The sequence below is a fragment of the Flavobacterium sp. Sd200 genome (assembly GCF_009826935.1).
GTDB lineage: Bacteria > Bacteroidota > Bacteroidia > Flavobacteriales > Flavobacteriaceae > Flavobacterium.
The window spans coordinates 273,490-293,993 of the sequence record NZ_WUMN01000005.1 but is presented as its reverse complement, the minus strand read 5'-3'; the positions used below and the strand labels follow the sequence as shown (position 1 = coordinate 293,993).

Genomic DNA, 20,504 nt, shown 5'->3' with positions numbered 1-20,504 from the left:
CATCCTTTACGCCTCATCTGCCTTGGTGGTAGCAATAAGCCCCAGACAGCTTTCCGGTATATTGAAGGCATCGGCTAACGGCACGGCATCCTGGCGTATTTCCCAGCATAACTGGCTAACATACTTGCGGATAGCTTTAGTTTTAACGCCTTCCATATAACCCTGCTCTAAATACCAGCCTTTATGTTCTTCTAATTTATTAAGGGCAAAAAGCGTGTACAGGCGTGTTAAAACTTCTTTAAGCGACTCATCTGTAACTTCCTGTAATTTAGCCTGGAACTGCTCCAGTACCACCCTGTCTAAATAGGCATCGGCTATTTGAAGCATGTGCGGGTGCATAATATTGGCAGCATCAAAAGCTTCGAGGCCGTCATCAACCAGTTTTTTAAAACGGCGTGCTGCACTGCTAACAATTTCTTTTTCGCGATAGGTAAAGGCGTTTAAATGAAAGGCAGGGTCTTTAAGATGGCTTTCGTCGGTGTTGCGTGTGGCAAACGGGTTCTTTTCTGTAACTGCGGTTTTTGCCTGCCCAACGACATAATTAAATATGGTAGAAACATTCATTTCGCCAAACTGCTTGCGATATTCGCCCAGCCTGTTCTTGGCAGTAAGCTGCATTAATACAGTATTATCGCCTTCAAAAGTGGTATATATTTCGGTGTCATTTTTAAGGTCGTCTATGCGGTTCTCGCTCAGGTAGCCTTTACCGCCACAGGCTTCGCGACATTCCTGCAATGTATTGCGGGCGTTCCAGGTGGTGTAAGCTTTTAGCCCGGCTGCCAAAGCTTCTATTTCCTGCATTTCTTCTTCCTTACGGTTTACAAAACGTTTAGTAAGGTGCTGTAAAGCAAAGGTTAGTGCATAGGCGTTTGCAAGGTAGGGCATTAGCCTGCGTTGGTGCATGCGATAATTGAGTATGGGCACTTCCTGTCCGCCTTCTGGGCCAAACTGCCTGCGTTTATCGCCATATTTAATTGCTGTGGTAAGCCCGGTTTTTGATGCCGCAAGTGCCGATCGTGGTATACCTATCCTGCCGCCAACGAGTGTGCCCAGCATGGTAAAGAATCTTCGGTTATCACTCGGTATGGGGCTTTCGAACTCTCCGTTTTCGTTTACCGATGCAAATTTGTCGAGCATATTTTCATACGGAATAACTACATTATTAAAGGTAATGATGCCGTTGTCTACACCGTTTAGCCCCATTTTATGACCACAGTCTTCTATTGTTACTCCCGGATAAGGACTTTTGTCTTTATTGCGAATTGGCGTTACAAAGGCATTAACTCCATAGTCTTTTCCGTCTATGATAAGCTTTGCAAAAACGGTAGCCATTTCGCCATGGTTGGCTGCATTGCCTATATATTCTTTACGGTCATATTTTTCGGGGGTATGTATATTAAAAGTACGGTCGGTATGATTATAAGTAGCTGTTGTGTGTATGCCCTTTACATTGCTGCCATGGTGTGTTTCGGTCATGGCAAAACAGCCCGGAAGCTCTAAAGTGCCAACATCTTTCAGGTATTTTTTATAATGTTTTTCAGTACCTAAAGACAATATACTCATACCCCAAAGTCCAAACTGAACCCCAAATTTTATAACAAGGCTAAGATCATGATAGCTAAGTGTTTCCATGATAGCAAAATAGCCTTCAATGTCGTTTTTTCCACCCTGTGCTATAGGATAGGCATAAGACCCCAATCCGTTTTCGGCCAGTATTTTACACCATTGTAGTACTTTTTCCCTAAAATCATTCACATCGGTAGGGATGTCCAGTTTAAAGGCCTCGCTACTAATAATATCTTTTACTTTATTGATAATTTCTGCCTGATTGCCATCGAGCAGCGCGGTCATTTTTGCCACGTCAAAACTCTGAATGGTGTTGTGTTCCTGAGTAACGGTTTTTTCGTTTTTGCTAAACCCCGCAATGGCTTCGGCGGCAGATATACCTAAATTAGCTTCAAGCAGTGCCACTGCCGGGGCAATGGTTTTGATGTCTTCTTCAGTAAATGTATCACGGTCAGTATTAGCAATCAGGATGCCTAACTCTGTAAAGCTGCTAACATTTGTGTTAGCGTCTAATGTTTTGTTTATAATTTCTTTCCACTGAAAAAGTTCCGAACGGGTAGGGGGGGCGTCATATACTATTTTAGATTCCAGAAAACTTTTCTCTGCTTTTGTAAGCCAGTTCTGAGTGTCTATAAAATCTGAAATTGCGTCAAACTCTGTTTTAGTAATTATTTCGTCGTGCCAGGCATAATAAATAAACGGCAGTGCTATATAAAGTTTAGGGTCGGTACTAAAAGTAATGTCCATTATGGTAATATTTTATCCTTTAAAAATAAGCAATTACTTACAGCAATGGGTTTAAATAAGTGTTAAAAGGATTGTTGGATGTAAGATTATTAGATATTAGTTCCAACAATCTTACATCCAACAATCCTATATCTAAAAATCCAACAATCTCTTAAAGAATTCCTTCCAACCTCAAATACTGCAACAGCATTATGGTTTTGGCATCTTTTATTTGTTTGGTTTTTATCATGGCAAGCGCCTCGTTAAATGAGATTTCGAGTACCTCTATATTTTCCTGTTCACTATCAAGCCCACCGCCTTCGCCGGTTTTCATGGCATCGCTGTAAGCGGCAATAAAAAAGTACAATATCTCCGAAACCGATCCGGGTGACATGTAGGCTTCCATAACTTTTGTAACCTCGGTTAGTGTATAACCGGTCTCTTCCTCTGTTTCACGGCGAATACAATCTTCAGGATCGGCTTCATCCAGCAATCCAGCACAGGCTTCTATCATGAGTCCTTCTGTATTTCCGTTGTACCAGGTGGCAATGCGCAACTGACGCGTAAGTATAACCGTGCCTTTAGCAATATTATAGAGCAAAATGGCAGCACCGTTGCCGCGGTCATATACCTCCCGTACTTCATTTTGTGATTTACCGGAGGGAAGTGTATGCACATATTCTACTTTATGCAGTGTTGCCCAATTATCTGATAGTAGCTTTCTGGAAAGTATTTTAATTGAATGTTCCATTTTTACAGGCTTGTTTTAACAAATATACGATGACTATAACGGGCAAAATATTGTTTTAAGTGTGTTTTGTATTATTTTCAGTGCTTTGGCAATTTTAAGAATTTATATTTAACTATGCTTGCATAATATTCAGGCTTTTTGCATGTTTGATTATTTATTGATAATAAGATAACTTTAAGCTTCATTACCAAGCATTTGAAATAAGGATTTTTTTTCGAAATGTGATTAAAATTTATAATCTTTTCGTACTAAAATATAAAACAATGTAATATATTAGCCGCATATTTGTTGATATTATAATAAAGCAGTAGTTAGTGTGGCTAACGTTAAATTAGCTTCGAACCCTCATTTAATTTGCCACCGGCTGCTGCCGTTTGTTCAGTAAATTTTTAAATAGCAGTAAAAATATACTTAACAAATCTTTTATTGGCACCAAAATATTACCCGCTACAGTGGCAGCTGCAGCGGGTTTTTTGTTGTAGTGTTTTTCTGTTATATTTACCCTTCTTTAATCCTTATTTTAAATTCTTTCCAAATGGAAAACATTGGCATAATAATTCTCATGCTTTTTGGTGTGGCTTTTTTGGGCACGTTGAGCAATAAATATAACTTCCCATTTCCTATAGTTTTAGTACTGTGTGGGTTAATTATAAGCGTTATACCCGGTCTTCCGGTAATATCTCTTAGCCCCGAGGTGATTTTTATTATATTCCTGCCACCGTTGCTTTATCATGCCGCATGGAACACGAGCTGGCACGATTTTAAAGGATCCATACGCCCCATTAGCCTTGCCGCGGTTGGATTGGTGCTTTTTACAACACTTGCCGTAGCTGTGGCTGCACACTATTTAATAAACGATATTAGCTGGCCATTGGCTTTTTTAATTGGCGCCATCGTGTCTCCGCCGGATGCTGTTGCTGCAACCTCTATTACCAGGGGGCTTGGTTTGCATCCGCGGCTTATTACTATACTGGAAGGCGAAAGCCTTGTAAATGATGCCAGCGGCCTGGTGACCTATAAGTATGCATTAACCGCAATAACGGCAGGCAATTTTGTATTGTGGCAGGCCGGTCTCAATTTTTTTGTAGTGGTTGGTGCGGGGGTTGCCATAGGTTTGGGCATGGGGTATATAATGTATTTAATACATAAAAATTTTGTGTGCGACCCTATAGTAGAGGTTACCCTTACTTTTCTTACACCTTTTGCCGGGTATCTACTGGCAGAGCATTTTCATTTTTCGGGTGTAATAGCGGTGGTTACCACAGGTTTGTATTTGTCCTTTAGATCGGGAACTATATTTACGCATCAAAGCCGCGTTATGGCAACTACCGTGTGGGATGTTGTGGCTTATATTCTCAACGGTTTGGTTTTTATACTTATTGGCTTACAGCTAAGGCAAATACAGGAAGGACTGGACGATTATACAACAGGAGAGCTTGCCTTGTGGGGGCTTGCCATAAGTGCAGTTGTAATAATAGTGCGTTTTGTTTGGGTAATTCCTGCGGCTATGCTGCCACGTATTTTGAGTAGAAAAATAAGAGACAAAGAAGCTTTCGATCCAAGAAACCTGGCCGTATTTGGCTGGGCAGGCATGCGTGGGGTAGTATCTATGGCGGCAGCGCTGGCATTGCCGCTTGCCTTGCCGGATGGGAGTGCTTTTCCGCACCGCAACCTTATTATATACCTTACTTTTTGTGTAATACTAACATCGTTAATAGGATTGGGGTTAACGCTGCCACTGCTTATAAAAGTATTGAAAATTAAGCCCTATTCTATTTATGCCGAAGAATATGAGGTGCGAAATATAGTGGTGTCGGGAGCTATAACCCATATAGAAGATAACTTATCGCTATTACAGGATGAACTTTTAAATAACATTAAAAGTAAATATGAAGTAAAATATAACCGTTTGCAACGCACCGACTTACCTGCTAATTTTTTTGGAAATGGCGAAACACTTTCGGCTAATATATTTAATGAATTTACGCAACTGCAAATAGACCTGCTTAATGTGGAGCGCAGTAAGGTAGACGAAATGCACCGCAAAGGCCTTGCCAGCGAAGAGGTGTTGCGCAAAATAGAGCGTGAACTCGACCTTGAAGAAACAAGACTGAGCATGGATATGTATGAGGGGTAGTTTCAGTCTCAGTTTTCGGTTTTAGTGTGAGTATCATCTGAATTGACTAAGTTATATTCAAAAAAAAGAAGCTGTTCAAAATACTTTTTGGACAGCTTCTCAACATGCATATATTGTTGGTTATTTCCTAAATTTACTCAACAGCCATATTATTAATACTACTACGGCTATTACTAAAAAAATACCAAATCCCATTCCGGCTTTAAATATATCGCCAATAGCTTCGCAGCCGGTTAAGAGCATCATCATCATGGCTAATGCCCCTAATTTTATGACCCTGTTTTGCATAATTTTTTGTGTTTAGGTTAATCTATACCCTAAAGTTAAAACTATGTGATGGGCTATTTTCTTAAAAATAAATTAATTGGGTAAATATTAAGTAATTACCGGATGAGGCTAAAGTGGGTAGTTGCTTCTGTGGCCTGTACCCATCCGTTGCATAAATTCAGTTGCGAAAAACTCGAAGGGCAGTCGCTATGGTCTTCAAAGAGGCGTTGGGTATAATAGACGGTACAGGTGTTTGGTTTCCGCAACGGCAATCGCTATCATTCAAATCGATCAATCCGTCGCCATCGTCGTCAATGCCATTGTCGCAAATTTCCTGTGCAAAACATGCTGTCGATAGCAGCAATAAAAAACATAACAGTTTTATTTTCATGTTGGTGTGGTGATTTCAAGCAAATATAATCTTATTAAAATAATGTTAAAGTAATGGTGGGTCTATTTATTAAAAGATTTTTTATTTTTTAAACATTATGCCTTACTTTTACAATCCAAACACAACAATGCATTTATGAGCCATAAAATATTGCTAACCTCGCGTGAGGTCAATATCATCCTGCACCGTTTGGCCTGCCAGTTAATAGAAAAACACCTCGATTTTTCAAACACCGTGCTTATTGGCATTCAGCCCCGCGGCGGCTTTGTGGCACAGCGCATTAAGGCCATACTGGAAAAAGAGTATAACGTGCCCGGCATACAGTTGGGCAACCTTGATATTACGTTTTTCAGGGACGATTTTCGCCGTACTGAAAAGATAATCGAAGCCAACAAAACCGAGATCGATTTTATAGTAGAGAATAAAAAAGTGGTGTTTATAGACGATGTGCTTTACACCGGCCGCAGCATTCGTGCCGCGCTTACTGCCATACAATCGTTCGGGCGTCCGGCCGAAATAGAGCTAATGGTGCTCATAGACCGTCGTTTTAGCCGCCATTTGCCCATACAACCTGATTACAGGGGGCGTCAGGTAGATGCTATTAACGGCGAAAAAGTAAAGGTATCCTGGACAGAGAATGAAGGGGAAGATACTGTATATATAATTTAAGGGGTAACTGCAACACACAACAAACCGATGAAAGAATTAAGCGTTGATCATTTATTAGGCATAAAGTATATCAATAAAAACGATATCGACCTTATTTTTGAAACCGCAGACCAGTTTAAGGAAGTTATAAACCGTCCTATTAAAAAAGTCCCGTCGCTAAGGGATATTACCATAGCCAATATATTTTTTGAGAACAGCACCCGAACAAGGCTGTCGTTCGAGCTGGCACAAAAAAGGCTTAGTGCCGATGTTATCAGTTTTTCGGCAGCACAGTCGTCTGTTAAAAAAGGGGAGACCCTTATAGACACTGTAAACAACATACTTGCCATGAAGGTAGATATGGTTGTAATGAGGCACGAAAGGCCGGGGGCAGCCCACTTTTTATCTAAAAATGTAAAGGCCAGTATAGTGAACGCGGGCGATGGCGCGCACGAGCATCCTACACAGGGGCTTTTAGACTCCTATACCATTAGGGAAAGGCTTGGTGAAGTGGGAGGCAAAAAAGTGGTTATTGTAGGCGATATATTGCATTCTCGCGTGGCACTGTCTAACATTTTTGCGCTGCAAATGCAGGGTGCGGAAGTTAGGGTATGCGGACCAAAAACGCTTATACCGCGCTATATAGACTCGCTTGGGGTTAAGGTAGAGCCTAACCTTCGCAAGGCCTTGGAGTGGGCAGATGTTGCCAATATGCTTCGTGTGCAAAACGAGAGACTCGATGTAAACTATTTTCCGTCTACGCGCGAGTATGCACAGCAATATGGTCTTGATAAAGAGTTGTTAGACTCGCTCAATAAAGAAATCGTTATTATGCACCCGGGACCTATAAACCGCGGTGTAGAAATTACCAGCGATGTGGCCGACTCTCAGCAATCTGTAATATTAGACCAGGTAGAAAATGGCGTTGCCATCCGTATGGCGGTTATTTATTTACTTGCTTCAAAAATTAAACAATAATTAGGAGCTTAGAGACTTAGGTTCTTAGACTCTTAGAAGCTAAATGCCTAAAAACCTAAGAAAAAAAATGTAACTTAGTTACTCTCTAAGCACCTAAGCATTTAAGTGCCTAAGAACCTTAAAAAAATGAAAGTAGAAGAAAAAGGACATACCATTACCATAAAAGATACGCAGGGCAGCAGCAGTGCTTTTCTTGAAAAAGTTACAACAGAGTATAACAGCTTTAAAGGTAAAAACCTTATATTAGACCTTAGCCAGGATGGCAGCCTCAGCCTTGAAGGTATGCTTGCTTTTTTGCCGCTAAGCAATAAACACCGCAAAGCTAAAAAATCGTTTGTATTGGTAGCCCCGGGTTTTGACTATGACGATGCCCCTGACGAAATGGTAATTGTGCCCACCCTGTTAGAGGCCCATGACATTATAGAAATGGAAGAAATAGAGCGTGATTTAGGTTTTTAAACTAAATGTCGTAAAGTCATAAAGTCTGTTATCTTATGTCTTTCATCTGTTCTCTAATGTCCCAAATCTATTATCTGTAAATAATGACATTAACAATACTTGGCTGTTATGCCGCCACTCCCCGAACATTAACTAATCCTACCTCTCAGTTACTGGAAATGAAAGGCAGGATGTTTTTAATAGACTGCGGCGAGGGTACACAGGTACAGCTCAGGAAGCATAAACTAAAATTTAGCCGTATAAACCATGTGTTTATATCGCACCTGCATGGCGACCATTTTTTTGGGCTCATTGGCCTTATATCTACTTTTGCATTACTTGGGCGCAAGACAGATTTGCACATTTATGGCCCTAAAGGCATTAAAGAAATTATAGTGTTGCAGCTAAGGTTGTCTAATTCGTGGACAACCTATAACCTGTTTTTTCATGAACTGGAATCGGATGAATCTGTAGTGGTGTATGAAGACGATAAGGTTAAGGTAAGCACCATTCCGCTAAAGCACAGGGTGTACACCAATGGCTATTTATTTGAAGAGAAAACGGATGAACGCAAGCTGAATATCGAAGCCGTAGAAGGCTATGATATTGATGAGGTATATTATCGCAAGATAAAAGGTGGCGGAGATATTACTCTCGATGATGGGCGGGTAATACCTAACAGCGAGCTTACTTTTGACCCGCTTCCGCCAAAAAGTTATGCCTTTTGCAGCGACACCGTTTATACCGAAAGTATTTTGCCTATTATAAACAATGTTAGTGTACTGTATCATGAAAGTACTTTTTTAGAAAGCGAGTTACAGTATTGCGAAAAAACAATGCACTGTACTGCCATACAAGCCGCCACCATTGCTAAAAAGGCGAACGCAGGCCGCCTGATCCTCGGGCATTTTTCTACACGCTATGGAAGCATTGAGCCTTTTAAAGAAGAGGCCAAAACCGTTTTTGAGAACACAGACATTGCCGACGACGGTAAAGTTTTTGAATTTTAGCAGATTAAAGAATTTCTATGGTCAATATTTTAGAGAAGCCGTCTCAATATTCAATTGAGGCGGTTTTTTCATTTTTGGTAATTGGTTACATAAACACTACTGCGCTTCCAGTACATCAAGATAAAAACTAAGGTTGTTGCCACTACTAACCCAAGCACTCATTGCCTTTTCTTTATAGTACAAGTTGCTAAAAGGCGCTTTGGCGGCAGATAATGAAAAATATTTACTGTTTTCGCGCGCTTTTTTACTTTCGATCCATTGCAGTGTTACAGCTATATCACCAACATCTTTACTTAAATACACCTCATAAGGCTTCAAATCTATATTAAACCAACCAAGCTGCCGATCATTGACCTCACAAATAATATTTTCTTCAATTAAGAGTACATTTGGCAAACCATCTTTAATCGAATAAAAGTTGACTCTGAATTTAACCGACTTAAAGTCGTTAGAAGTAATATTAAAGTTCAACCCGGTGATTCTACAGTCTTTTTTAATATTGAATTTCATTCCCAACTCCTTACTTAGCCTATCATCTACTTCAGCTTCTTGAGCGGTATAAAAATTAACATGGGTTAAACCAAACCCCTTAAATGTACGCCCAACTTTTTTAAACTTTGGAGCTTTTAAATTTAAAACAATCGTTTCTAAAGATTGTATCGATGGTTTCATTTCAATGTTATTTATTTTCATGAGTTCTCCAACACTGCACTGTCGTGTATTATAACCCACGTACGAAAATACAATCAAAGTATTTTCATTAAGGTTTTCGGGAATAGTAAGCGTAAAAAGACCCTTACTATCAGAGACTGTCCCTATCCGTGTGTCTTTTATTCCTATGTTAACATACGGCAATGGACTATCAGTTATTCCGTCTTTAATTGCACCTCGAATTATAGTCTGCGCACTTGAAATTAATGCAAAACAAAATAAAACAGTAGTAAGTATACTCTTCATAAATTATAAAGTGAATTGGTTTACTACTAACGTATTTTAATTAAAACAAGTATAGCAGGCTTTAATACTAATAAAAAGAGGGAGTCTCAAATCTATGAGATTCTTTCCTTTGATTTATTATTTAACAGAAAACCGTCAATGAATCATTCATTTTCTTTTATAATTTGGCTATCATACTAAATCCTTTTGCAGAATTCACATCTAATTTTTCGATTTTTTAGTTCTTAGACGACCTCTCTTTTTTCTTCTTATGATTTAATTATCATAATAACTTTAACGTTAAGTGCTTAAAATTTAGATGGTTCATTAATAAAAAGTTAAACCATCGCAGTACACCTCAATTTTAAGACAACCTTAATATACCGCCCTTTTTACATTGGCTAACTTAGTGTAAACAAATAAGGCTTACTACTTTATTTATTAAACGAGAGTGCCATGAAAACAATAAGCAAACCCATTAACGATAGCCCGCTGAGCATGCCGGCATCGTTGCCAAAACCGGATCTTTCTGGAACCAGTCCTAATCGTTATGCTAATTCGGCAGGTACATTAAAAAAAGACGAAGGCCGCAAAAAGCCTGATAACCATACTTCATCTCACGAAAGAATGATAAACCCTGACAGGGGAGAAAATAATTAAAAAATATAAGCTATGACAACATCAGAAAATAACAGCAGACAAGAGGATATTGCTATTGTAAAAGATGAATTCAATCAGCATTCTCCGGTGCCGGAAGGATATCAAAGCAGTCAGTCTAACGAAAAATATCATACGAGTGCCAATCTTCAAAAAAAGGCAGTGCCTCATCAACGAAATGAGCTGAATCCTAATCAGGAACAGAGGCCGGACAGAAAAAATCCGCAAAGAAATATTGATAAGTAATAAACAACATCGAATAAAATAATCACTAAATTAAAAAGTTATGAGTAACAAAAAGTTAATTATAGGTGTTGCGGCGGGAGTTGCAACCCTTGCAGTAGTAGGAATTATTTTGAAAAGAAAAGGATATCTTGACGGAATTATCGAAAAAGCAGAAGGCTATGGCGAAGAGATAGCCGAGAAATACAAATCGGTGAAAGAGACTGCCCGTCAAAAGTTTGATGAGGCTATCCAAAAAGGTACAGAGATCGCCGACAGGATAAAATCGGGCGAAAGTACATCTGCGGCCATAAATAATGCTACGGCCAATCAGCCAACAGCTTAAAAGCTTTAATTTTAAAGCATAATAAAAGGTACCTTATTGCTATAGGGTGCCTTTTATTGTTTATTTTTATATAAATAACAAAAGCAATGAAAAGTTATCTATTCACTTTGTGCATTGTGTTCGCTTTTATATTGGGCTGTAAAACAGGTCAGGATACTAATATGGCAAACACCATTCATGGCAAAACCGAAAATGAAGTTGCTGCAGCTACGGCAAACGATACGGTGCGCATTGCTAACGACTCACTTGAATATGAAATTATAATTATAGACCCCGGTTTTAATTCCTGGCTTCAGTCAAGGGCCATGCCGCGCAATTATTACGGGCAGGTATATCTTGAAAATAAGAACAGGTTTTGGGTAACCGAATGGAACATAAGGGTAAACCAGCCGCAACGCTATGGCGACATGTATCAAATGAGTATAGACTATCATCCTGATATTGATTATGGTTATGAAGTAAATTATTTGCTTTTTAACTACCTTGTTTATTTTCAGGTAACTAACCGCCAAAGGCTTGGAGGTATAATTCCGCAGTAAATTTTTCTCTATCGCTGTGCCAAATTTCTTTGTAATTAATAGGTTAAAACTGCAGTATTAACGTACAGGCTGTGTTGTGTGGCAAAAGTAAATCAGGTATATTTGTGGCTCACACAAAGCAATGGAGAAGTTCAAACAACGATGGGGCATACAGCATAATTACCAATTGGTGGTTATTTTTATTGTTTTTGCCATAACCGGTTCTACATCGGCATATTTATCTAAACCTGTGCTGGCATGGCTGGGTCTTAGTAAAGACGATATTTCTTTATGGTTGTACTATCCGCTATACATCATTCTTATTTTTCCTATCTACCAGGTATTGCTTGTTTCCTTTGGGTTTATATCCGGGCAGGGAAAATTCTTTTGGGCTTTCGAAAAAAAAATGCTTAGGTCTCTTGGTTTGGGTTTTCTGTTTAAATCGTAATTTTTTCTCCAAGAGCTATCTGCTAATCTAAATAGTGGCCTGAACGGCTCTGTTTTTTTCGCGCGAAAGCGCAAAGAAGTGTCTTAATTAGCAATTTTCTTCAGCGACTGTAAGTCGCAAAGCTTAGCGGCTTAACAGCAGCTCGGAATGAGGATATTACCATTGAACTTTGCGACTCTGCGCCTTTGCGAGACAATTTAATCGGACTGTTTTATATCAATTAATGGTATAATAGTAAGAAATGATGAATACTATTTAATAACATGCTAAATATACCCCAGCCACCACTGGGTGTGGGTGCTTTTATAGTTGTTGTACCAACGGCTTGGGTAATAACACAGTACCAAAACCAGCAGCCATACTAAATATACATACCCAAGTTCAAGCCCAAAATCTTGTCGTGGGCGAAAACCAAATGCCATAGGTTTAGTAAAAAGGTCGGCTATGGTATATCCTTCTATAAAATACAAGCCTACGCACAATAAATGAATTATGTAAATGTGCAGCAGGTAGTAAAAGAAAGGTACGCGCCCAAATACGTTCATAATGGCAGTAAACCGGTTGTTAATGTTCTCTATAAAAGCCAGTGCCAAAAGTGCCACCCCAAGGGTCATGCAGGCATATTGCAATGATGGAGGATATTTGGTTACATTAAAAAAAGAAAGCACTGTGTATGTTATTGTAGGTTGGTTTGACCACGGCTGCAAATCGCCATAAAGGTTTATAAGTCTAAGTGCTGCAAATAGTCCAATAAGCCCAAATCCGGAAGTAAGCAAAAATTTGCGCCTTTGTTCAAAAGTAACTTTTTTGGTATTGTACCATTTTCCGGCGGCATATCCCAGCAGCATAATACCTGTCCAGGGCAGTATGGCATAGGCAAACATTACTTTCAATCCTAAAAGGCTGTACACCTTAAATTCGGTTATTAAAAATACATTTAGCGTGCTGTTAATTTCAGGATCGGTCACTACAATAAAATCCATCAGGTTATGCAATAGGGTGATCAATATGCCTAATACGGCCAAAGTCCTGTAACTGAAAAACACAAGCCCTGACATGATTATCATGCTGCACCCAATGGCCCACATTACCTGCAGGAACTGAAAGCTGAAAAACGGGTCAAAACTCCACCCAAACCCTACTATGGTAAACTCGGCCACTACCAGCCACAAACCGCGCGTAAGTAAAAACCACCCCAGCTCTTTTTTTGTTTTGCGCAGGCTTTGCAGGTATATGGAAGTGCCGGACAGGAACACAAATGTTGGCGCACAAAAATGCGTTATCCATCGTGTAAAGAACAGCAGGGGAGTAGTAGTTTCAAGATCGGTAGGGTCCTGGCTCATAGCATTGATATGAAAGTAATCGCGGGTATGGTCTAATGCCATAATGGCCATAATTATACCCCTCAGCACATCTATGCTTTGTATGCGTCTAGTAACGGTTTCCATAAAGGTTTGGTTTGTAGTGGTAAATATACTTAAATGATGATTGAAGATTTAGCTGTGAATTTTATTAATTTTAATTCGCGATTAATTAATTTGTATGAATGAACTGATTTAAACTTTTTTGATTGAAGCGAAAAAGTTTAAATCAGTTCAATTAGTGAAATTCGTGGCTAAACATTACTTTTATACTTTGTAAAATAAAACCATGGTAAAACCCATAATAGAAATTAAAGGCATTACCCGCGATTTTCCGTTGGGCAGCGAAGTGGTAAAAGTGCTAAAAGGCATAGATCTCACCATATACAAAGGCGAATATGTGGCACTTATGGGGCCGTCGGGTTCGGGCAAAAGTACGCTCATGAACCTTTTGGGCTGTCTTGACACGCCAACATCGGGCTCTTATGTACTTAACGGAAAAGACGTGAGTATTATGAAGGATGATGAATTGGCAACCATTCGCAATAAAGAGATAGGTTTTGTTTTCCAGACGTTCAACCTTTTGCCGCGTACCACAGCTTTAGATAATGTTGCCCTGCCCATGGTATATGCGGGCTACAAAAAACAGGAACGCAACAACCGCGCTACCAAGGTGCTTACCCAGGTAGGCCTGCAGGACAGGATGGACCACAAGCCTAACCAGCTTTCGGGCGGCCAAAGGCAAAGGGTGGCAGTTGCAAGGGCGCTGGTAAACCACCCGTCTATAATTTTGGCCGATGAACCTACGGGTAACCTTGACAGTAAAACATCGGTAGAAATTATGGGGCTTTTTAATGAGATACATGCCAATGGTAATACTGTTATACTGGTAACCCACGAAGAGGATATTGCCGAATATGCCCACCGTGTTATACGCCTTCGCGATGGCGTAATAGAGACCGATAATATAAATCCCAAACCTAAGAAGTAATTTCAGATTTAAGGGATTAGATTTAAGATTGAGCTTCACTCTAATTTTTAAATTAATTATGATCTGATTTATAAAATAGAAATGTTATAACTATGAAGTATATTTTTCTGTTTTTATTTATTGTATTTTGTTCTTGTAAAAATAATAGTGTTGAAAGTTTAGAGGTGCCTGAAATCCCGTCAGATTCATTAACTCTTGCGGTTTTTAATGATGTTATTACCTCTCCAGAAGTTAGGGAAGAATTTAATTTTAGACAGTATCAGGATACTGTTTACGTGAGTCAGGAATTGACTAATGAGTCGGATCTTGACTTAGTATTAATGAAGATTAATTATAAACAGGCATTTTTCTCTAAAACTGACAGTCTCTATTTCAATGAGCAAAAAAAGAATTTACAGCATCTTAATATTACTGATAAACAACTTAAAGAGAAAAGAGTAGTGTTATTTGATGATAAATTAATGGAGGTAAAACAAGCAGCCTTTAAAGACAGTGCCTTTGATTTTAACTATTATAAGTTTTCTAAACCTTTAATTTCTGCAGATCATACTAAAGCAATCATCCAGGTAAGATACAGCTGTTTAGGCTGTGGTTTCGGAATAGCATTGATATTTGAAAAGAAAAGTGAAAAATGGATTCTAATCGATCAGCTATCTTTATGGGATAATTAATTTAAATAACTTATAGATAGAGTATGAGTGAAGTTTGATCAAAAATATAGACTCTACAATCAAAAACTACAAAATGAAAGTTTACACAAAAACAGGCGATAGTGGCACGACTGCACTTTTTGGCGGCACGCGTGTGCCAAAACACCATATCCGTATAGATAGTTATGGCACCGTAGACGAGCTTAACTCGCATATTGGGCTTATACGCGACCAGCAAATTAACCCAAATTATAAAAAAATATTGGAAAGAATACAGGACAGGCTGTTTACGGCAGGTGCCATATTGGCAACCGACCCGGAAAAGAGTGTTTTAAAGAACGGTAAGGAGAGGCTTAATATTCCTAAAATTAGCGATGCGGATGTTGAACTCCTTGAAAACGAGATAGACGCTATGGAAACTGAGTTGGAACCCATGACACATTTTGTGCTTCCGGGAGGGCATACTACAGTGTCATACTGTCATATTGCACGTTGTGTTTGCCGTCGTGCAGAGCGTTTAGCAGTGCATTTGCATGAGTTGGAACCCACAGATGCTATGGTATTGACCTACCTGAACCGACTTTCTGACTATCTTTTTGTACTGGCACGAAAGTTGTCTCATGATTTGCAGGCCGATGAGGTAAAATGGATGCCTGAAAAGCTTTAGTTACTGTTTTTAGTCTCAATGAGCAGTTTTGAAACTGGCTTATAGGACTATATACTGCGGCTATGACTAAAAACTGAGACACGTTCTTAACTTTTAATATAAAATAAACAACTTTTTACTTGACTATTTCAGTAGAAAATTTATTTTTGCATAAACTTTAATCGTTTAAAAGATGTATTGGACATTAGAATTAGCATCTTATTTAAGTGATGCACCGTGGCCGGCAACAAAAGATGAGCTTATAGATTATGCCATCAGGACCGGGGCTCCACTCGAGGTAGTAGAAAACCTTCAGTCTATAGAGGATGAAGGCGAGATCTATGAGTCGATGGAAGAGATCTGGCCGGATTATCCTACGGACGAAGACTATCTTTGGAACGAGGATGAATACTAAGTAAAGATAAAGATCAATTGAAAAGTCTCTTTCTGGAGGCTTTTTTTTTGGTTAAATTTACAGCTAAATTGTAGAAATTAAGTAATTACAAATATAATGAGTTTAATAAACAGCATTCTTAAAGCCTTTGTGGGCGATAAGTCGCAAAAAGACGTAAAGGCCATCCAGCCGCTTGTAAACAAGATAAAGTCTTTTGAAGGTGCTTTGGCACAGCTATCGCACGATGAGCTTAGGGAAAAGACCGTGTATTTTAAAGAAACTATCAAAAAAGCACGCGCAGATAAAGACGCCAAAATAGCTTCATATCTTGAAGAGGTAGAAAAAACTGCCGATATAGATGCCCGTGAGGATATCTATGCTTCTATAGATGCGCTTGAAAAAGAGGCTTATGAGATTTCTGAAAAAACATTGCTTGAGATCCTTCCGGAGGCTTTTGCAGTGGTTAAAGAAACCGCACGCCGCTTTAAAGAAAATACTTCAATTACTGTAAAGGCAACACCTAAAGACCTTGAGTTGAGTGCTGCAAAACCTTACATTAGCATACAGGGAGATAATGCCGTATGGGCGAATAAGTGGAATGCAGCAGGTAATGAAATTACCTGGGACATGATACATTATGATGTTCAGCTTATAGGCGGTATTGTATTGCACCAGGGTAAAATATCTGAGATGCAAACGGGTGAGGGTAAAACCCTTGTGGCTACGTTGCCGCTTTACTTAAATGCACTAACTGGCAACGGTGTACACCTTGTAACCGTGAACGACTATCTTGCCAAAAGGGACAGCACGTGGAAAGCTCCTCTGTTTGAGTTCCATGGCATGACTGTAGACTGTATAGACAACCATCAGCCAAACAGCGATGCAAGACGCAAAGCCTATGCTGCTGATATTACTTATGGCACGAACAATGAGTTTGGTTTTGACTACCTTAGAGATAATATGGCGCATTCGCCGGAAGACCTGGTACAGCGCAAACACAACTATGCTATTGTGGATGAGGTAGACTCTGTATTGGTAGATGATGCCCGTACACCGCTTATCATATCGGGTCCGGTGCCACAGGGCGACCGCCACGAGTTTAACGAGCTTAAACCAAAAGTAGACCATCTTGTAGGGCTTCAGCGTACACTTATAAACGGTGTGCTTGCCGAAGCTAAAAAGCTTATAAAAGAAGGCAATACTAAAGATGGTGGTGTTATGCTTTTAAGAGCGCACCGCGGTTTGCCTAAAAATAAGGCGCTTATTAAATTCCTTAGTGAGGAAGGTGTTAAGCAGCTGCTTCAAAAAACAGAGAACCAGTACATGGCCGACAACAATCGTGACATGCACAAAATAGACGAGGCTCTGTATTTTGTTATCGAAGAAAAGAACAATCAGGTTGAACTTACTGATAATGGTATAAAATTCCTTTCACAGGATACTGACAGCGACTTTTTTGTTCTTCCGGATATTGGTACTGAAATTGCCAACATCGAAAAGAAAAAGCTTGACAAGGAGCAGGAAACCGAAGCAAAAGAATCGTTGTTCCAGGATTTCTCTATTAAGAGCGAGCGTATACACACACTTACACAGCTTTTAAAAGCCTACACGCTTTTTGAAAAAGATGTGGAGTATGTTATTATGGAAAACAAGATCATGATCGTAGACGAGCAAACCGGCCGTATTATGGACGGGCGCCGTTACAGTGATGGTTTACACCAGGCAATAGAGGCTAAGGAGAACGTTAAGATTGAAGCCGCTACACAAACATTTGCTACCATTACACTGCAAAACTATTTCAGGATGTACAGCAAGCTTGCCGGTATGACCGGTACTGCGGTTACTGAAGCAGGAGAGTTTTGGGAAATATATAAGCTTGATGTGGTAGAGATACCAACCAACAGGGGCATTGCCCGTAAAGACCACGAAGATCTTATCTATAAAACTATGCGCGAAAAATTCAACGCGGTTATTGAAGATGTAACGGTTCTTTCGGCAGCAGGGCGTCCGGTGCTTATTGGTACTACATCAGTTGAAATATCTGAGCTTTTAAGCCGTATGCTTAAAATGAGGAACATTCCGCACAACGTGCTTAATGCCAAGCTTCATAAAAAAGAGGCTGACATTGTAGCCGAAGCAGGTAAGCCGGGAGTGGTAACCATTGCTACCAACATGGCAGGCCGTGGTACCGATATTAAGCTTACTAAAGAAGTTAAAGAAGCCGGTGGTCTTGCTATTATTGGTACAGAGCGCCATGATTCCCGCCGTGTAGACCGCCAGCTTAGAGGTCGTGCAGGACGTCAGGGAGATCCGGGTAGCTCACAGTTTTATGTGTCTTTGGAAGATAACCTTATGCGTTTGTTTGGTTCTGAAAGGGTAGCCAAAGTTATGGACCGCATGGGGCTTAAAGAGGGTGAGGTTATACAGCACTCTATGATGACAAAATCTATTGAGCGTGCTCAGAAAAAGGTTGAAGAGAACAACTTTGGTCAGCGTAAGCGTTTGCTTGAATATGATGACGTTATGAACAAGCAGCGTGAAAACGTATATAAAAAGAGAAAGCATGCCCTTTTTGGCGACAGGCTAAAAGTGGATATTGCCGATATGATCTATGAAATGTCTGAGACGGTTGTAAGCAACAATAAGTTTACACAGGACTTTAAGAACTTTGAGTTCGACCTGATAAGGATATTTTCTATAAGCTCTCCAATTAGCGAGGCCGACTTTAAGAGGCTTGGCGAAAATGAGCTTGCCGGAAAAATATATAAAGCCGCTTATGAGGCATACACTGAAAAGAATAAGCACAATGCAGCAGAGGCTTTCCCGGTAATCAAGGGTGTGTTTGAAAACAACAACGGCCAGTATGAGCGCATAGTGGTTCCGTTTACTGACGGTATTAAAACACTTAATGTAGTTACTAATCTTGAAAAGGCTTACACTACAGAAGGTGCATCATTAGTAGATGATTTTGAAAAGAATATCATGCTTGCCATTGTAGATGAGGCCTGGAAAAAACACCTTAGAAAAATGGACGAGCTAAAGCAATCGGTACAGCTTGCCGTGCACGAACAAAAAGACCCGTTGCTTATTTATAAAGAAGAAGCTTATAAATTGTTTAAACGTACACTTGGCGGTATAAACAAAGATGTGGTTTCGTTCTTGTTCAAAGCGGCATTGCCATCGCAAAATGCTCAGGAAATACATGAGGCGAGAGAGCAGATAAGACAAAGGGAGCAATATGTTGAGACTAAGGACGAAGTTTTAAATACCGACGAAATGGCAGCCAAAGCCCGTGAGGTGTCTCAGCAAAGCCAGCAACAGCCGTCAGTAACTGAAACTATTGTTAGGGATGCTCCAAAAATTAACCGTAATGACAACGTTACGCTTAAACATGTAATGAGTGGCAAAACTGAAACAATGAAGTTTAAAAAAGCCGAGGGCCTTTTAGCTACCGGCGAATGGATAATTGTTAACGAGTAATCCGAAAAGTTATAAAGCAGGATCCCCGAAGTAAATCTCGGGGATTTTGTATTTTTATTCTCGGAGCCTATTTAAATTTTATTTTTGAGAATGTATATACTTTTTTGCTAAATCTTAGTTTGATTGGATTTCTCGCAAAGGCGCAGAGGCGCAAAGCTGGAAACCTATTAAATTATACAAGCGACTGTAAGTCGCAAAGCTTTGCGACTTACAGTCGCTTAAAATAAGGGTTAATCAGAATTCAGCTTTGCGCCTCTGCGCCTTTGCGTGATAAAATATTTAGCTTAATAATTGACAAAGCTTACGTTTTTGTCAAACAAGGTAAATTAGCTATTAAATTTAAACATGCTCTTAAGCAATTTTAATTATGAAAAAATATTTTTTAGCAGCAGTAGTTTTCTTTGCTGTCTTATTAAATGCAACTGCCCAGGACATACAGTCTTTAGAAAGTGTTGCCCTGCAAATGTATGAAAACACCGTTGCCGGAAATTATGAGGCAGTTGCAGCAGGAACGTATCCGAAGGTTTTTGAGTTTATACCCAAAGAAAAAATGATGGAAATGCTAAAAGGCATGCTCAACGGTGATGGCTACAGCATAAAACTGCTTAAGGGAGACCCGGCTTTTGAATTTGGTCCTGTTAAGAAAATAAATGATGGCAATTATTGTCTTGTAAAATATGACATGCTTACAAAAATGACTTTTAAAGAGCCTGTAGGTGATGCTGAGAGCAAAGCCATGATAGAGAATTTTAAAAAAGCCATGCAAACCAATGAGGTTACTTTTGAGGCAAAGTCTAATTCGTTCCTTATTAATAAAAGAGCCGATGTGATTTTTGTTTCCAACAAGTTAACTGCAAACAAGTGGAAGTATATGAACAGGGCAGGGCATGGGCTTATGGTAAAGGTTTTTGATGAAAAAGTGGTTAAAGAATACGGGCTTTAA

General features: G+C 39.5%; 22 protein-coding genes. 16 read left to right on the top strand and 6 right to left on the bottom strand.

The genetic code is table 11. From position 1 onward, the window contains the following. Window positions 1-6 precede the first annotated feature (6 nt). The gene (locus GR160_RS14770) at window positions 7-2,313 is read right to left on the bottom strand and encodes an acyl-CoA dehydrogenase (RefSeq protein ID WP_160750662.1); all 2,307 of its coding nucleotides are present in this window, start codon (window positions 2,311-2,313) and stop codon (window positions 7-9) included. 151 nt (window positions 2,314-2,464) lie between these two features. After that, window positions 2,465-3,043, bottom strand: a complete 579-nt coding sequence (gene nudK / locus GR160_RS14765) for a GDP-mannose pyrophosphatase NudK (RefSeq protein ID WP_160750661.1) — start codon at window positions 3,041-3,043, stop codon at window positions 2,465-2,467. A 535-nt stretch (window positions 3,044-3,578) separates the two neighbouring features. On the opposite strand from nudK, the gene GR160_RS14760 reads away from it, so the two are divergent. Further along, window positions 3,579-5,180 (top strand): Na+/H+ antiporter, encoded by a 1,602-nt coding sequence (locus tag GR160_RS14760; protein ID WP_160750660.1) that lies wholly within the window; start codon window positions 3,579-3,581, stop codon window positions 5,178-5,180. A gap of 120 nt (window positions 5,181-5,300) precedes the next feature. Here GR160_RS14760 and GR160_RS19330 read toward each other — a convergent pair whose 3' ends face one another. Further along, the gene (locus GR160_RS19330) at window positions 5,301-5,468 is read right to left on the bottom strand and encodes a hypothetical protein (protein WP_202390796.1); all 168 of its coding nucleotides are present in this window, start codon (window positions 5,466-5,468) and stop codon (window positions 5,301-5,303) included. A gap of 157 nt (window positions 5,469-5,625) precedes the next feature. Continuing rightward, window positions 5,626-5,838, bottom strand: a complete 213-nt coding sequence (locus GR160_RS14755; RefSeq protein WP_160750659.1) for a hypothetical protein — start codon at window positions 5,836-5,838, stop codon at window positions 5,626-5,628. Window positions 5,839-5,973: 135 nt separating this feature from the next. On the opposite strand from GR160_RS14755, the gene pyrR reads away from it, so the two are divergent. The 4 genes from pyrR (at window position 5,974) to GR160_RS14735 (ending at window position 8,912) form a co-directional block, all read left to right on the top strand. Beyond that, window positions 5,974-6,507 (top strand): bifunctional pyr operon transcriptional regulator/uracil phosphoribosyltransferase PyrR, encoded by a 534-nt coding sequence (gene pyrR, locus GR160_RS14750; protein WP_160750658.1) that lies wholly within the window; start codon window positions 5,974-5,976, stop codon window positions 6,505-6,507. 27 nt (window positions 6,508-6,534) lie between these two features. Then, window positions 6,535-7,464: an aspartate carbamoyltransferase catalytic subunit gene (locus GR160_RS14745; protein WP_160750657.1), complete on the top strand. Its 930-nt coding sequence runs from the start codon at window positions 6,535-6,537 to the stop codon at window positions 7,462-7,464. Between the two features lie 126 nt (window positions 7,465-7,590). Next, a complete protein-coding gene (locus GR160_RS14740) occupies window positions 7,591-7,923 on the top strand; it encodes a ribonuclease Z (RefSeq protein ID WP_160750656.1) in 333 nt (110 codons plus the stop codon). Window positions 7,924-8,006: 83 nt separating this feature from the next. Continuing rightward, window positions 8,007-8,912, top strand: coding sequence for a ribonuclease Z (locus tag GR160_RS14735; RefSeq protein ID WP_160750655.1), 906 nt, complete (start codon window positions 8,007-8,009; stop codon window positions 8,910-8,912). Between the two features lie 96 nt (window positions 8,913-9,008). On the opposite strand, the gene GR160_RS14730 is transcribed toward GR160_RS14735, so the two are convergent. Then, on the bottom strand, window positions 9,009-9,869 hold the full coding sequence (locus tag GR160_RS14730; RefSeq protein WP_160750654.1) for a carboxypeptidase-like regulatory domain-containing protein: 861 nt from the start codon (window positions 9,867-9,869) through the stop codon (window positions 9,009-9,011). A 435-nt stretch (window positions 9,870-10,304) separates the two neighbouring features. On the opposite strand from GR160_RS14730, the gene GR160_RS14725 reads away from it, so the two are divergent. The 5 genes from GR160_RS14725 (at window position 10,305) to GR160_RS14705 (ending at window position 12,039) form a co-directional block, all read left to right on the top strand. After that, on the top strand, window positions 10,305-10,508 hold the full coding sequence (locus GR160_RS14725; RefSeq protein ID WP_160750653.1) for a hypothetical protein: 204 nt from the start codon (window positions 10,305-10,307) through the stop codon (window positions 10,506-10,508). 12 nt (window positions 10,509-10,520) lie between these two features. Next, entirely contained in the window at window positions 10,521-10,751 is a 231-nt protein-coding gene (locus tag GR160_RS14720) for a hypothetical protein (RefSeq protein WP_160750652.1), read from the top strand. Between the two features lie 40 nt (window positions 10,752-10,791). After that, window positions 10,792-11,073 (top strand): hypothetical protein, encoded by a 282-nt coding sequence (locus GR160_RS14715; RefSeq protein ID WP_160750651.1) that lies wholly within the window; start codon window positions 10,792-10,794, stop codon window positions 11,071-11,073. Window positions 11,074-11,159: 86 nt separating this feature from the next. Further along, entirely contained in the window at window positions 11,160-11,612 is a 453-nt protein-coding gene (locus GR160_RS14710) for a DUF6146 family protein (protein ID WP_160750650.1), read from the top strand. A 121-nt stretch (window positions 11,613-11,733) separates the two neighbouring features. Beyond that, window positions 11,734-12,039 (top strand): DUF6787 family protein, encoded by a 306-nt coding sequence (locus tag GR160_RS14705; protein WP_160750649.1) that lies wholly within the window; start codon window positions 11,734-11,736, stop codon window positions 12,037-12,039. A gap of 266 nt (window positions 12,040-12,305) precedes the next feature. Here GR160_RS14705 and GR160_RS14700 read toward each other — a convergent pair whose 3' ends face one another. Beyond that, complete coding sequence (locus tag GR160_RS14700; protein WP_160750648.1) at window positions 12,306-13,487, bottom strand: DUF1624 domain-containing protein; 1,182 nt, start codon at window positions 13,485-13,487, stop codon at window positions 12,306-12,308. 202 nt (window positions 13,488-13,689) lie between these two features. Between GR160_RS14700 and GR160_RS14695 the strand changes: the two genes are divergently transcribed. The 6 genes from GR160_RS14695 (at window position 13,690) to GR160_RS14670 (ending at window position 20,504) form a co-directional block, all read left to right on the top strand. Continuing rightward, window positions 13,690-14,391 (top strand): ABC transporter ATP-binding protein, encoded by a 702-nt coding sequence (locus GR160_RS14695; protein WP_160750647.1) that lies wholly within the window; start codon window positions 13,690-13,692, stop codon window positions 14,389-14,391. A 92-nt stretch (window positions 14,392-14,483) separates the two neighbouring features. Further along, window positions 14,484-15,062, top strand: coding sequence for a hypothetical protein (locus GR160_RS14690; RefSeq protein ID WP_160750646.1), 579 nt, complete (start codon window positions 14,484-14,486; stop codon window positions 15,060-15,062). 73 nt (window positions 15,063-15,135) lie between these two features. Further along, window positions 15,136-15,708, top strand: coding sequence for a cob(I)yrinic acid a,c-diamide adenosyltransferase (locus GR160_RS14685; protein WP_160750645.1), 573 nt, complete (start codon window positions 15,136-15,138; stop codon window positions 15,706-15,708). Between the two features lie 172 nt (window positions 15,709-15,880). Further along, a complete protein-coding gene (locus GR160_RS14680; RefSeq protein WP_002986941.1) occupies window positions 15,881-16,102 on the top strand; it encodes a DUF2795 domain-containing protein in 222 nt (73 codons plus the stop codon). Window positions 16,103-16,198: 96 nt separating this feature from the next. After that, window positions 16,199-19,561 (top strand): preprotein translocase subunit SecA, encoded by a 3,363-nt coding sequence (gene secA, locus GR160_RS14675; RefSeq protein WP_160750644.1) that lies wholly within the window; start codon window positions 16,199-16,201, stop codon window positions 19,559-19,561. Between the two features lie 367 nt (window positions 19,562-19,928). After that, window positions 19,929-20,504: a hypothetical protein gene (locus GR160_RS14670; protein WP_160750643.1), complete on the top strand. Its 576-nt coding sequence runs from the start codon at window positions 19,929-19,931 to the stop codon at window positions 20,502-20,504.

Coding starts and splice junctions, on each gene's coding strand:
- GR160_RS14755 (WP_160750659.1), bottom strand. CDS start 5,838: ATGAAAATAAAACTGTTATGTTTTTTATTGCTGCTATCGACAGCATGT.
- GR160_RS14715 (WP_160750651.1), top strand. CDS start 10,792: ATGAGTAACAAAAAGTTAATTATAGGTGTTGCGGCGGGAGTTGCAACC.
- GR160_RS14735 (WP_160750655.1), top strand. CDS start 8,007: ATGACATTAACAATACTTGGCTGTTATGCCGCCACTCCCCGAACATTA.
- GR160_RS14740 (WP_160750656.1), top strand. CDS start 7,591: ATGAAAGTAGAAGAAAAAGGACATACCATTACCATAAAAGATACGCAG.
- pyrR (WP_160750658.1), top strand. CDS start 5,974: ATGAGCCATAAAATATTGCTAACCTCGCGTGAGGTCAATATCATCCTG.
- GR160_RS14705 (WP_160750649.1), top strand. CDS start 11,734: ATGGAGAAGTTCAAACAACGATGGGGCATACAGCATAATTACCAATTG.
- GR160_RS14730 (WP_160750654.1), bottom strand. CDS start 9,869: ATGAAGAGTATACTTACTACTGTTTTATTTTGTTTTGCATTAATTTCA.
- secA (WP_160750644.1), top strand. CDS start 16,199: ATGAGTTTAATAAACAGCATTCTTAAAGCCTTTGTGGGCGATAAGTCG.
- GR160_RS14690 (WP_160750646.1), top strand. CDS start 14,484: ATGAAGTATATTTTTCTGTTTTTATTTATTGTATTTTGTTCTTGTAAA.
- GR160_RS14695 (WP_160750647.1), top strand. CDS start 13,690: ATGGTAAAACCCATAATAGAAATTAAAGGCATTACCCGCGATTTTCCG.
- GR160_RS19330 (WP_202390796.1), bottom strand. CDS start 5,468: ATGCAAAACAGGGTCATAAAATTAGGGGCATTAGCCATGATGATGATG.
- GR160_RS14685 (WP_160750645.1), top strand. CDS start 15,136: ATGAAAGTTTACACAAAAACAGGCGATAGTGGCACGACTGCACTTTTT.
- GR160_RS14725 (WP_160750653.1), top strand. CDS start 10,305: ATGAAAACAATAAGCAAACCCATTAACGATAGCCCGCTGAGCATGCCG.
- nudK (WP_160750661.1), bottom strand. CDS start 3,043: ATGGAACATTCAATTAAAATACTTTCCAGAAAGCTACTATCAGATAAT.
- GR160_RS14680 (WP_002986941.1), top strand. CDS start 15,881: ATGTATTGGACATTAGAATTAGCATCTTATTTAAGTGATGCACCGTGG.
- GR160_RS14720 (WP_160750652.1), top strand. CDS start 10,521: ATGACAACATCAGAAAATAACAGCAGACAAGAGGATATTGCTATTGTA.
- GR160_RS14710 (WP_160750650.1), top strand. CDS start 11,160: ATGAAAAGTTATCTATTCACTTTGTGCATTGTGTTCGCTTTTATATTG.
- GR160_RS14670 (WP_160750643.1), top strand. CDS start 19,929: ATGAAAAAATATTTTTTAGCAGCAGTAGTTTTCTTTGCTGTCTTATTA.
- GR160_RS14700 (WP_160750648.1), bottom strand. CDS start 13,487: ATGGAAACCGTTACTAGACGCATACAAAGCATAGATGTGCTGAGGGGT.
- GR160_RS14760 (WP_160750660.1), top strand. CDS start 3,579: ATGGAAAACATTGGCATAATAATTCTCATGCTTTTTGGTGTGGCTTTT.
- GR160_RS14745 (WP_160750657.1), top strand. CDS start 6,535: ATGAAAGAATTAAGCGTTGATCATTTATTAGGCATAAAGTATATCAAT.
- GR160_RS14770 (WP_160750662.1), bottom strand. CDS start 2,313: ATGGACATTACTTTTAGTACCGACCCTAAACTTTATATAGCACTGCCG.